This window comes from Paenibacillus sp. FSL H7-0323, assembly GCF_038002725.1.
GTDB lineage: Bacteria > Bacillota > Bacilli > Paenibacillales > Paenibacillaceae > Paenibacillus_AQ > Paenibacillus_AQ odorifer.
In genome coordinates, this window is record NZ_JBBODB010000001.1 from 2694680 (window position 1) to 2706746 (window position 12067).

Annotated in this window: 13 protein-coding genes; 1 reads left to right on the forward strand and 12 read right to left on the reverse strand. The window is 44.0% G+C overall.

Translation table 11 applies throughout. The annotated features are described in order from the left end of the window. Positions 1-2 precede the first annotated feature (2 nt). From der to MHH89_RS12375, 9 genes are all read right to left on the reverse strand, one after another. Positions 3-1328, reverse strand: coding sequence for a ribosome biogenesis GTPase Der (gene der / locus MHH89_RS12335; protein WP_036676212.1), 1326 nt, complete (start codon positions 1326-1328; stop codon positions 3-5). 176 nt (positions 1329-1504) lie between these two features. Further along, positions 1505-2827, reverse strand: coding sequence for a 30S ribosomal protein S1 (gene rpsA, locus MHH89_RS12340; RefSeq protein ID WP_170914203.1), 1323 nt, complete (start codon positions 2825-2827; stop codon positions 1505-1507). A 174-nt stretch (positions 2828-3001) separates the two neighbouring features. After that, positions 3002-3589 (reverse strand): lysophospholipid acyltransferase family protein, encoded by a 588-nt coding sequence (locus MHH89_RS12345; RefSeq protein ID WP_036676211.1) that lies wholly within the window; start codon positions 3587-3589, stop codon positions 3002-3004. Beyond that, positions 3586-4296 (reverse strand): (d)CMP kinase, encoded by a 711-nt coding sequence (gene cmk / locus MHH89_RS12350; RefSeq protein ID WP_254848699.1) that lies wholly within the window; start codon positions 4294-4296, stop codon positions 3586-3588. Before cmk ends, MHH89_RS12345 begins: the two co-directional genes overlap by 4 nt. Positions 4297-4503: 207 nt before the next feature. Beyond that, entirely contained in the window at positions 4504-5157 is a 654-nt protein-coding gene (locus MHH89_RS12355) for a flagellar brake protein (protein ID WP_036676209.1), read from the reverse strand. 133 nt (positions 5158-5290) lie between these two features. Then, a complete protein-coding gene (gene ypeB / locus MHH89_RS12360) occupies positions 5291-6649 on the reverse strand; it encodes a germination protein YpeB (RefSeq protein WP_076127490.1) in 1359 nt (452 codons plus the stop codon). Between the two features lie 322 nt (positions 6650-6971). Then, positions 6972-7667 carry a glutamic-type intramembrane protease PrsW gene (gene prsW / locus MHH89_RS12365; protein ID WP_076134692.1) on the reverse strand — a complete coding sequence of 232 codons (696 nt, stop codon included), beginning with the start codon at positions 7665-7667 and terminating at the stop codon, positions 6972-6974. 152 nt (positions 7668-7819) lie between these two features. Then, complete coding sequence (locus tag MHH89_RS12370) at positions 7820-8434, reverse strand: genetic competence negative regulator (RefSeq protein WP_036676203.1); 615 nt, start codon at positions 8432-8434, stop codon at positions 7820-7822. Positions 8435-8668: 234 nt separating this feature from the next. After that, positions 8669-9040, reverse strand: a complete 372-nt coding sequence (locus MHH89_RS12375) for a hypothetical protein (RefSeq protein WP_076127486.1) — start codon at positions 9038-9040, stop codon at positions 8669-8671. A 103-nt stretch (positions 9041-9143) separates the two neighbouring features. Between MHH89_RS12375 and MHH89_RS12380 the strand changes: the two genes are divergently transcribed. Continuing rightward, complete coding sequence (locus MHH89_RS12380; RefSeq protein WP_282579788.1) at positions 9144-10031, forward strand: polysaccharide deacetylase family protein; 888 nt, start codon at positions 9144-9146, stop codon at positions 10029-10031. 149 nt (positions 10032-10180) lie between these two features. Here MHH89_RS12380 and MHH89_RS12385 read toward each other — a convergent pair whose 3' ends face one another. Genes MHH89_RS12385 through MHH89_RS12395 form a run of 3 tightly spaced genes read right to left on the reverse strand, consistent with a single transcriptional unit; the run spans position 10181 to position 12011 of the window. After that, positions 10181-10999, reverse strand: coding sequence for a metallophosphoesterase (locus MHH89_RS12385; RefSeq protein ID WP_175623561.1), 819 nt, complete (start codon positions 10997-10999; stop codon positions 10181-10183). Between the two features lie 17 nt (positions 11000-11016). Continuing rightward, positions 11017-11421, reverse strand: a complete 405-nt coding sequence (locus MHH89_RS12390; RefSeq protein WP_076184021.1) for a hypothetical protein — start codon at positions 11419-11421, stop codon at positions 11017-11019. Continuing rightward, on the reverse strand, positions 11418-12011 hold the full coding sequence (locus MHH89_RS12395) for a CPBP family intramembrane glutamic endopeptidase (RefSeq protein WP_036676197.1): 594 nt from the start codon (positions 12009-12011) through the stop codon (positions 11418-11420). The genes MHH89_RS12390 and MHH89_RS12395 overlap by 4 nt, the downstream gene beginning before the upstream one ends. Between the last annotated feature and the right edge of the window lie 56 nt (positions 12012-12067).

Genomic DNA, 12067 nt, shown 5'->3' on the forward strand with positions numbered 1-12067 from the left:
CCCTAACCTTCGTTTTCGGATTTGCGCCGTGTAAAGAGACGGATTGGTGTTCCTTCGAAATTAAATGCTGCGCGAATTTTATTCTCCAGATAACGTTCATAGGAGAAATGCATCAGCGACGGATCATTCACGAACACCACAATCGTAGGCGGCTTAACCGCAACCTGCGTTACATAGTTAATACGCAAGCGACGGCCTTTGTCAGTTGGTGGAGGGTTAATCGCGATTGCATCAGATACAACGTCGTTCACCAAATGTGTAGTAATGCGCAGTGCGTGCTGTTGAGATACATGCTGTACAACAGGCAGCAGTTTTTGCAAACGCTGTTTGGTTAAAGCCGACAAAAAGACAACCGGTGCGTAACTCATAAACAAGAAATGGTCACGAATCTTCGTCTCGAAGTTCTGCATAGTCTTATCGTCTTTCACAATGGCATCCCATTTGTTGACAACAAAAATAGATGCTTTACCAGCTTCATGTGCATAACCAGCAATATGCTTGTCCTGATCGATGATGCCCTCTTCGCCGTTAATTACAACGAGGACCACATCAGCCCGTTCAATCGCACGCATAGCACGCATAACACTGTATTTTTCAATGTTCTCGTATACCTTGCCTTTTTTACGCATACCTGCCGTATCGATAAGCACATAACGTTGCCCATCACGTTCAAAAGGAGTATCGATAGCATCTCTTGTTGTCCCTGCAATATCGCTGACGATAACACGTTCTTCGCCCAAAATCGCGTTAACCAGAGAGGATTTACCTACATTCGGACGGCCAATCAAAGCTACACGAATGACATCCTCATCGTATTCATCATCTATTTTCTCAGGTAGGCGCTCAACTACAGCATCAAGCAAATCTCCGAGTCCGGTTCCGTGACTACCAGAAATTCCGATTGGATCGCCAAAACCAAGGCTATAGAACTCATAAATATCATCCGCACGCTTCATATTATCCACTTTGTTGATGGCAAGAACGACTGGTTTACCTGAACGGAACAGAATCTGAGCTACCTCTTCATCTGAATTCGTCACACCACTCTTCGCCTCACACATAAATACAATAACATCCGCTTCTTCAATCGCCAGCTCCGCTTGAACACGGATTGATTTCAGAATTGTATCTTCTCCATCAATTTCAATACCTCCGGTATCAATCACACTGAACGACTTACCGTTCCAATCTGAAATACCATAAATCCGGTCACGTGTAATCCCCGGCTTATCTTCTACAATGGCTAATCTATCGCCAATCAGCCGATTAAATATCGTCGATTTTCCGACGTTAGGCCTCCCAACGATTGCCACAACGGGTCTTGCCATATTCATTCCTCCTGTCATCCTTACGTTACTCATCATAGCAAAAAACATTTAAATTGGCTAACAATCATGTTAACTCTCATCAATCCGACCAGTTCCGAAAAAAAGACAATCGGCGAACCCCCGTATCGAGGGCTCGCCGATTACTTTACCCGTATATTCAAAAGCTCGTTTAGGGATTAGTTATTACCCTTAAATTTGTCCAGCTTGTCACCAAAACGTTCAGCAAGCGTAAAGCTAAGGCCTTCGTTGCTAAGGGAAACGTTAGGGTTGTTCAGAACTTCTTTAGGAGCTCTGTCTCTGCTATTGCTGCGTTCAGGTCTAGCAGATGGAGCTGGAGCTTCTTCAGTTTCTTTGATGCTCAGGCTAACACGTTTCTCGGATGGATTGAAGTCCAGAACTTTCACTTGAACTTCTTGTCCTTCTTTCAATACTTCGTGTGGAGTAGCGATGTGTTTGTGGGAGATTTGTGAGATATGCACAAGACCTTCCACACCCGGAAGCAATTCTACGAATGCTCCGAAGTTCACAAGACGTTTTACAACGCCTGTTACAACATCACCGATGTTGATTTCGCCAGCAGCAGAGTCCCAAGGACCTGGAGCAGCAGCTTTGATGCTCAGGCTGATTTTTCCTTTTTCAGGATCAACCTTCAATACTTTAACACGTACTTTATCACCTTCAGATACTACATCAGAAGGTTTCTCTACGTGACTCCAAGCGATTTCAGATACGTGTACAAGACCGTCAACTCCGCCCACATCAACAAATGCGCCGAATTGAGTCAGGCGTTGTACTGTACCTTCGATGATTTGGCCTTCAGATAGTTCAGCCATAATTTTCAGCTTGTTAGCTTCGAATTCTTCTTCAAGAACTTCTTTAGCAGACAAGATTACTTTGCTGTTCTCACGGTCAAGTTCTTTCACTTTAACGCGCAAGGTACGGCCTTTGTAATCGCTGAAATCTTCAACGAAGTGACGCTCTACCATGGAAGCTGGGATAAATCCGCGAGCTCCAACATCAGCTACGAGGCCGCCTTTAACAACGTCAGCCACAGTAACTTCGAAAGCTTCTTGGGAAGCGAAGTATTTCTCAAGATCTTCCCATGATTTTTCACTATCAACAGCACGTTTGGAAAGAACAAGGCTTTCCTTGTTGTCGTTGATGCTGACAACTTTACATTCTACTTCCTGTCCAACTTCTACTGCTGCAGCAGCGTTGTCCAGTTGTACTGCGGACAATTCGCGAATTGGAATCACACCGTCGTATTTATATCCAATGCTTACATAAGCTTGGTTATCTTCGATTTTGACGATTGTTCCTTTCACGGTATCGCCTTTTTTCAGAGAAATGATTTCCAAGTCAGCTTGGTTAGTCACTTCTTCTTCGTTAACGGCAGCAACTTCTTCTACAGCTCCGTTATTTTCTGTCACAGCGGAATCCACCGCTTCTACGGATTCATTCTTTTCCGCAGCTTCCTGATTTTTAATTTCTTCAGACATGTGATTAGCCTCCTCGATTCAAAACCCCATTTATTTAAACCTGCGTATAGCAGAGTTCAAAACAAGCAATGCATAATATTTCACTTACACTTGATGATAGTATGTTCCAAAAAATAGCGGATATGCCGTTATTTAATCAAAACATTGAGCAAAATTTGTTATTCTGCTCATCCCTTAACTAGCACTTGGTTTACCTGTCTCTTTCATCTCACGGATGCGATCCATAATGACATCGGTAACAGCCTCGAGAGATTCGCTCCCCGCACCGGCAAATTGACTAAGGTCTACAGGAGCACCATAGACAACGACCATGCGTCGAAAGGGTTTATACTGGCCGATAATAGCCGCTGGAATAACTGCTGCGCCACTTCGAAGTGCAAAGCTAGCAGCACCCTTCTTGGCCACTCCGGCATCAGAGTTACGCGTACCCTCCGGGAAGATACCCATGACATTACCATTACGAAGTGTGTTAAGGGCCGTTTTTATGGATTCTTTGCTTACGCCGCCACGTTTCACCGGAAAAGCACCCAATTTATTAATGAGCCAGCCAAGCACCGGAACCTCAAACAGTTCAGCCTTAGCCATATACTTTACCTGACGGTCCAGCTTAATTCCAATAGTCATTGGATCAAGCAGACTAATGTGGTTAGCGCAGAGCAGTACCCCGCCCTCCTTTGGCACATTTTCTTTCCCCACAATCTTAAGTGGGAAAAGGATTGCGTAAATCAAGCGAAGCAATCCAACACAAATTGCATAAATCATAAATGATTTCTCTCCCCGTCAACATGAGATCTACAGTGGGATACAATGGCCTCCACAACTTGATCGATATTCATTAAGGTCGTATCCAGAAGAATAGCATCCTCTGCACGGCGCAGCGGTGAAATCTCCCGTCCTTCATCCAGACGGTCCCGCTTTGCAATATCGTGTTCAAGCTGCTGAAGCGTCACCGATTCCGCGTCTCTCAGTTCCTTATAACGACGGAGAGCTCGTTCTTCCACACTTGCCGTCATAAAAATCTTTACCTCGGCATCCGGCAGCACGGTTGTACCGATATCGCGGCCATCCATTACCACGCCTTTGCGAAGCGCCATCTGACGCTGCAATTGACTCAGTCTGGATCTTACATCCTCGATCTTCGCATACTGCGACACAAGGCCGCTAACCTGAAGGCTCCGAATATGTGGGGTCACGTCTTCCCCATTAATCAGCACCTTCTGAATGTCTCGTTCCGGAATAAGTTCAATCACCATGTCGCGAACCTTCTCGTTCACTCGATGCTGATCTTCCGGTTCAATGCCTTCTTGGATCATATACCAGGTGATTGCCCGGTACATTGCACCAGTATCGACATAGATATAAGACAACTTCTGGGCTACCAATCGGGCTACAGTGCTCTTGCCTGCCCCGGCAGGTCCGTCGATGGCGACGTTTATTCTGTCATAAGTATGTGTACCCTGCCTATCCAACGGGGCATTCCTCCTCAAACACTCTTTCATAAAAAAAGCATCTAGCGTTACGAAAACTATTCCTGCAATATCAAGGAGCACACATAAATTGTTATGCTTGATGATATTATCAAGAAAAAAGCAGGCATTGCCTGCGACTTATAAAATTATACCACAGTTTATACTTCAGTGCAAAATCAGACAGCTTAATAGAGCTGTAAAAAATGCTTATCTGTTGCGGAAATCAAACTGACGTTCGAAGCAATAACGGATAATTTTCTGGCGTTCCAAATCTGAAATAGCGACAAATTTCAACATCGCTAAAAGCCGTCCATTCTCTAGCTTTTTAATGCGCACTACTTCACCTTCAAAATTGACATGCTCCGTGCTTCCGTTTCGATAAGGCACCAATACCCAGCAGGACAATTTATTACCAACCTCCAGCTTAACCTGGTTATCCACCAAAAAGGAGATTCCTCCACCACCAATATCATCTGTACGAACCAGGAACCGTTTGCCAAGGCTATCCTTCACAGCAAGCTCTAGATCTGCATTCACTCGGAAAAAGCTTCTTCTCTGGATCTTAAAAATCGAATCTGTCTCCGGCTTTTGAATCCGGACCATACGAATTACATCTTCTTTAAAGCCCAGTACATAAGTATTAAAGTAATTTTTGATGCCACCCTCAGTTAAAAAATAAACCGAAAGCTCGTCCCCCATAAAGAGCCTTTTTAGACGACCATTGCTCTCCTGCATAGGAATTTCAATCAGGAATGCGTCTTCTTCCGTCTCTGCAATTCTTGATCTATATTCAACTTCTGCTTCAGCAGCGTCACTGGAAGCAACCTGTATGTATAGATATTCGTTAATTTTAGGATACAAAGATGTCACCGCCACATCAGTTTAGTAATTATCACTACCCCTGATTATAGCATGGGAATATCAGCCAGTCAGATATATTTTATAGATATTGCAAAAAAAAGGGACGCACCCAACTGCTGGATGCGCCCTCCCTTTATTTTGCCTCAGACCCCGAAGAAGGTCTGATTTCTTCCACAGACTCTTCAATGCCATCCTCGGCGTTAATGTAAATACGATACTTTGAGCCATTGACCCCTCCACCGAACTCGTAAGTCAAGACCTCGACGGAATCATCATTTTTAATCCAGGACAGGCGATTGTATTGCTCCTTGAAATCAGAATTCAGAAATTTTCTCGCCTCTGCAAGGGTAAGCTTTGGTTTTGGAAGCTTCCGGTTGTCCTTGTGCTCATTGACGTATTCGCTGGCCTCAAAACCGATGGTATCACCTGTATCCAGCCCCATACGAATGGTCATCTTTTCAGGATAAATCAATACATCATTCTGTTTGGTTACAAAGGTCAAATTTCCGATATTATCGTAACGATCAGCGCTGACTGCAGTCATATGGGGATATCCTTTTTTCTCAAGAAACTGCTCTGCTTTGGTAACGGCTTCTTTAATAGAAACTTTGGCAGGGCCAACCTCACGGTTGTCATAATAAGAGATCAGCAACCCGCCATTTTTGGTGAAATCCATACTAATGGTGTGCTTCTTATTCGAAGCGCTAACAGTTGCTGTATAGGATGGCCATTCGGTGTTCTTCCCATTTTCTTTAACATCCACTTTAGCATTGGAACCCGCATCCGCGAACTTCAACGCCTTACGTTTGATGTCTTCGGCAGTCACGGGGGTACCTCCAAGCATTTTGACGGAACGTTTATCGTAGATGCTTGCTACTGAAGGACCCCAGTCTAGCTCAGGGTATGCCCCTACACGTTTATCTACCGTTTTGAAGCCGTCAATAATCGTGTTGTCCTCCGCTTTATTTTCTGTCGCCAACGCCGTTTCAACATCCATCCAGCGCAGCCGATTGCCAATGACTTTATTTTGTACCTCTTGCAAATCCTTAGAGATTTCTCCTGAGTTCTTGTACAATGCTTTTAGATTGCTCAGCTCTCCATCTGTCAGAGGTTTTTTAGTGAAGTCACGAATCCCGGCTTTATAAGAAAAGTTGGAGATTTTGGACAGAAACTCCTCTGTTTTGCTAAATGGCAGCAAGGTCAGCGGCAGCTGGTTAATCTCATTTTGGGCCTCACTAGTCATCCGCCACACATTCACAAGTCCTTTGCGGTGCATCCCATTAGAAGCAGAGTTAACCGCAAGCGTATTTCCAAGCTCACCATGAAGACGGTCCACATGATAGGACAAATCATGAAAGGCGCGTTGATATTGGTTCTCCGCCTTAATTAGTATTGAATTCTTCTCCTGATTCTCCTGATAACCCCACACAAGCGCACCAATCAGCAGCAGCGCGGTCAGCGGGAACATTACAGCACTTAATCTTTTGTACATAGGGCTACAAGACTCCTTTCGATAGCTTATTGGCGTTAGTTTGACAATAAACTAGGAGTCTTATGCACTGAAGTTGCTACACAATGTGACTATAACGTCCGCTCATGCTCTCTCTTCAATCTCAAAGCCACTGCTATTACTGCAAAGGCATTGTTTAAAGCCGGTTTGAATGACACCATGCTCTTTAATCCCTCTTAATATGTAGGTCTCACCGCACTGTTTGCAAACGATACGTACTTTTATACGCAAAAAAAGACACCTCTCTCCTCTCTGGAATTCCTTACTAGGAACTGCCCTTCGAATATAAGTGTGTCCATCTCGATTATAGGTTAACCTCTTCTTCACGTTTCAGAAAGCGGAAAGGAGAACGGCTGTTGGCCCTAGCAACCTTTCCCATACCGCCATACCATAGGATAGCCATCAGAGGCACAATAAACCATATCCAATAGTTGGCTGTCGTACTCAAAATAAAGTCATATATCCCATGCCACATCCATGGCAACAGGAGAGAAAACACCAGAATTCTGCGGGTATGAACTCCTTTTGAGAACTTCGCCCTTCCCATATGGTAGCCCATGATCACACCAAACATAGCGTGTCCAGAAACCGGAAGAAGTGCTCTTAGAAACATTGATCCGATTGAAGCGTTGCTATACCAAGCGTACATTACATTTTCTATTGTTGCGAAGCCGAGCGAAATCGCCACAGCGTATAGTATCCCATCATATGGCTCGTCAAATTCGGTATGATTGTAAATCATATGGTACAGCACAAACCACTTTAGACATTCTTCCACGCCAGCGGATATGAGAAACGACTCCACATAGGGACCACCATTTAGTCCCAGCATCAGCCCTCTCTGAATGATCATTACTGGAAACACAATCAGAAGGCCGAGCAAGAATACTTTAATGACTACATGAAGCGGTTCTTGATCATACTTGTCTTTCAGATAAAAAAAGGTCAACAGAGCAAGTCCCGGCGCTACTGCCGACGTAATGACCGATAACACGAGCACCGAATAACCTCCCTACACCCCTAAACCCTATTACTGCCGTTACACAGCAAGGTAGATGATAACTTTGATACAAGAATGACCGACATATCACCAACAACAAGACTAGGGCTGATCGGCCTAAACAATGGTCATCAGCCCCTAGTCTTGCCTAATTACTCCTGACGCTTAAAATGAGTGCACAATAACTGGACCGCATTCTCCGGCATCACTGTTTTCCCGTATTCATCGAGAACAGCTTCTGTGACCGGTGAGGAATCTCCAAACTCAGCAAGTACGCCAACAAGACCTGACAACGCCGTTTCTTCAAATTCCTTTGGATCGAAATACAGATACCATTTATTGTTATAAGAATACAGTTTCCCCTGGGAAGTAATATTACCGATGAGCACATGAGCCGCTTCAACCAGAACCTCGAAATCGCGGAATGCATATACAATGGAGTCGCTTTGTTCAAGAGTAACTTCCATTTCATAAATCTCTTCTGGCAATTCTTCTTCCCCGGACGCACCGTACTGATGGTGATCATATTTTCCTCGGGTCACTATAACGACCATGCCTTGCGCGGGCAATGCGAAAACTTCTACGGCAAGCGGACCCGTGGCATCAAAACCTAGTTCACTATATGCTTGATCCATCATCTCCGTAAACAGGTCATGAACCTTAGGAACTTCCTGCCACATGTCTTCCTTCTGGATGCCCCGCTCGCTCAGGTCGTCAAAAGTGAGGAAAATCCGTATCTTATCTTGACTTAATCGCTCTATTCTCATGACAGGATCCTCCTTTTGCAAGCTCATTTATTATAATGTATGATGAGTCCCGAGTAATGAGCCAAAAATGGTTACTATGTAAGTATGTTATCATTTTGCCGAGATAAATGCACGTAAATAAATATATAAAATCCTCTCTATTGAATAAACCATTTTCAAGGCCCTGAATAATAAAAAAGAATCATTCTGCGGAATATTTCATCCCCAAAATGATTCTGATGGAGTCCTTTACGGTTACAATCCCGGTATGGTTGTATGCGTTTCTTTAAGAATCTGCTCTACTTCGCTCTTTACTTCAGGATTGCTGCGAATGAATTCCTTTAACAATTTAAGATTGGATTCCTTCGACTTCACTGGTGATTCAGTCTTATGATCAGAGGTTGCGCTGCTTGAACCGTTACTTTGAGCATTACTGCTTGAAACAGCAGTGTTACCAAAACCAGTCGTGGCCATACCGATTATTTTTTCTTTTGCTTTATCTGCAGCCCCACTCATGGAACCACCCGATTGCCCTAGCGAAGACATTAAAGAATTCCGCTTTTTGGACATAATCATACTGGCTGCGGCGCCCATCAGCACCCCGCATAAAAATGACGAAGTATTCATATTTCCAGCCTCCTTGTATGGTAAAATCATGTTTAGTGTTCGCGGAAAGATTCCGGCTCATACAACATAATAACAAGAAAGCGAGTTGAAAAAAGTGGGTAAAATGACATCAGTGCTCCTATTGGCTACCTTGCTGCTTACAGCCTGTGGCAACAGCGGTGCAAATGGAAATACAGCCAAGGAAACAAACACCACAAACAATCCGCCCACGGCGGCAGCTACACAAAGCGCAGAAACTACGGCGCCAGCACCTGAAGCAACAGCCAGTCCTACCCCTGAAGCAACAGCAGATGGAGGTACTACAGGAAATAGTACAGCCAGTAAGGGTGAAGCATCCGCTGAAATTCCACTGCTGTACCATATGAACAAAAATTACGACATCGTCCCTAACGAGGAAGCTACAAATAAAAAAGTGGTTCTGCTCACTTTTGACGACGGTCCTAAAGATGCTGCAATGATTAACCCTTTGATGGATGTTCTGGACAAACATCAAGCTAAAGCCATCTTTTTCGTAAATGGTTATCGTGTTAAGGAGCATCCTGAGCTTCTGGAGTTAATACATAACCGCGGTGGAATTATCGGCAACCACAGCTGGGATCATATTGTATTGAAAGACAAGTCCTATACTGAGGTTAAAAAGCAAATCGAAGATGTTCAAAATATTGTCAAAGAAACATTGGGAGAAGCTCCTCACTTTTTCCGTCCGCCACATGGTGCCGGCGGGGATGTTGGCAAGAAGGTCGCGGCTGAGAATGGAATGTTATACATGACCTGGTCTGTAGGCTCACTTGACTGGGAAATGAAAGAAAAGGAAACGGGTAAGACAGAAAAATTGATCAGTAATGTTACCGATCAGTTGCATTCCGGCAGTAATATCCTGATGCATGAACTACCATGGACCGTTGAGGGACTGGATACCTTGCTCACTACACTTGAGGGCAAAGGCTACAGCTTTGTTGATCCGCGCAGCATTGAGCTAAAAATGCGTTGATCTTCTCATCTGTACATGTCCGATAGTTGCTTCGTCAGCGCAATTGTTTTCGAATCAAACAAAAATAGAAGGGGGTTCCAAAAGCCATTTGCATGGCTTTGGAACCCCCTTTTTACGCTACCAATTTTTCTTACTGGAAAGAGTAAGCACTATTGGGTTGATTTACGCAGTGTCAGCACATGCATTTCAGCAGGACTTCCCCAGCGAAGTGGCAGATGTGCTGTTCCAAACCCTCTGCTGATCAGCAGCAGGGCATTTTTTGCGGAACCGTCCCCTCTTGGCCAACTAAACTTTCCAGCGTCATATTTATGATAGAAATGCTCTACATGTCTTTGACCCACAAACGGAAGGATCACCTGCCCCCCATGCGTATGACCTGCGAGAATCAGGTCCGCTGGCACACTCTGGCGCTTGGATAACCAAAGCGGATCATGTACAAGAATAATACGACAGGTATCTTCAGCAGAAGTGTTTGTGGTTAATTGCGGAAAAGGACCGTATGGAGTTTTGCCCCCATTATTCGGAAAATCAATTCCGGTTAACCAAAGTTTAGCTCCCTCACGTTCAAAAGCCACATTTTCATCCATTAACAGTTTTGCACCACTGTCCTGAATAATCTCATCTACCCTTGAAATATTAGCCCGATAATCATGATTTCCATGCACAACATAGGTAGATGCAATAGAAGTAACTAGAGTCATATTATCGACAAGACGATTTAAAGGACTATCTTTTTCCGTTAGATCTCCTCCCAGAAAAACAACATCTACCCCACCCCTTAATGGTGTCAGAAGCGCGGAAGGAAGGCGGCGGCGATGGATATCTGTTATAAACAAGATACGAAATCCATCGAACTCTTCAGGTAGCGAATCTAGCATTATTTCCTCGGTAATAATTCTGTTTCTAAAAGCATTAATCACCATGATTATGACAACGACCGCAGCTATCAATAAAATGACCAAAGCCATTCCCCATGCCCATATGCTCACCATAATGTACTCAGCGGAGGCGCTCCTTCAATTCCCCACCAAAGCAGCCCGATTAGCAAAATAACAAAGGTAAAAATCAAAGAATTTACAAACATCTTGCTTAAACGAACTTTTTCTGAAGAATAAGTATCTGAACGAGAAGGAACAGATTCTTCGTCCTTCTCTTTACTTCCTGTGGAAGAGCGCTTTGCAGAACCTGCTGGGCGGCGAGCTTTTCTTGATAAAGTTGCCGTAGAAACCCGAGCGGTAGCATTTTTCTTTATAGGAGTAGACTTCTTTTCAGGAGTAGCCTTTTTTACAGCCTCCGAAGTCCGCTTCTCTTTTTTACTTTTGCCAGGATGTTTGCTTTCACTTTTATGTTGTTTTTGTCGAGACTTTACCCGGCTTAATTCCTCACTCATGATTCCCTCCTATAGCGGATCACCAGACCTGAGATCAGGTCGATGAAGAAGTGACATAGTATAGGGGCCCAGAGGCTGCCCGATTGAATGTAAATATATCCAAGACCATAACTGCTTAAGAATACCCAGCCGGTAGGTACAAAGTGACGTAAATAACGGACATGAATTAGAGCAAATACTATACTCGTCCAATAAGGGCCAATGGAATATTGGATGGCTCCGCGGAATAAGAGCTCCTCACATACCGATACAATTGCTGCTATGACGATAATATGCCACACAGGGCGATTTCGAAATAAAAGGTCGTTTATTCCACCATCATCCATGCTTTCCTCAGGGACAATATGTGTCAATAAATAGTCAACAATTAGCATTGCAGCAGCAAGACCGAGGCCCCATGCCACAAAATGTACTTTTTCTGGAATAATTAATAGCTGAAAAGGATTTCTTTTCTGAAATAATATCCATATCAAACCGATAATTAATGTGAGCCCCTGAGTGATATAGAGATTGAGCAGCAGAAGACGGTCTGTCAACTGACCTGGTTCTACCTTTTTAACCTTAATCTCGCCAAATTTGAATTTTTTCATCGTGACCTGCCTGTTCTTTATTTTTTTCGGGCCGCTCCGAGAGAGAAACCGTCCAT

Excerpts from the sequence above, each read along its gene's own strand:
- der (WP_036676212.1), bottom strand. The coding sequence starts at position 1,328 with ATGGCAAGACCCGTTGTGGCAATCGTTGGGAGGCCTAACGTCGGAAAA.
- rpsA (WP_170914203.1), bottom strand. The coding sequence starts at position 2,827 with ATGTCTGAAGAAATTAAAAATCAGGAAGCTGCGGAAAAGAATGAATCC.
- MHH89_RS12345 (WP_036676211.1), bottom strand. The coding sequence starts at position 3,589 with ATGATTTATGCAATTTGTGTTGGATTGCTTCGCTTGATTTACGCAATC.
- ypeB (WP_076127490.1), bottom strand. The coding sequence starts at position 6,649 with ATGTACAAAAGATTAAGTGCTGTAATGTTCCCGCTGACCGCGCTGCTG.
- MHH89_RS12370 (WP_036676203.1), bottom strand. The coding sequence starts at position 8,434 with ATGAGAATAGAGCGATTAAGTCAAGATAAGATACGGATTTTCCTCACT.
- MHH89_RS12375 (WP_076127486.1), bottom strand. The coding sequence starts at position 9,040 with ATGAATACTTCGTCATTTTTATGCGGGGTGCTGATGGGCGCCGCAGCC.
- MHH89_RS12380 (WP_282579788.1), top strand. The coding sequence starts at position 9,144 with ATGACATCAGTGCTCCTATTGGCTACCTTGCTGCTTACAGCCTGTGGC.
- MHH89_RS12385 (WP_175623561.1), bottom strand. The coding sequence starts at position 10,999 with ATGGCTTTGGTCATTTTATTGATAGCTGCGGTCGTTGTCATAATCATG.
- MHH89_RS12390 (WP_076184021.1), bottom strand. The coding sequence starts at position 11,421 with ATGAGTGAGGAATTAAGCCGGGTAAAGTCTCGACAAAAACAACATAAA.
- MHH89_RS12395 (WP_036676197.1), bottom strand. The coding sequence starts at position 12,011 with ATGAAAAAATTCAAATTTGGCGAGATTAAGGTTAAAAAGGTAGAACCA.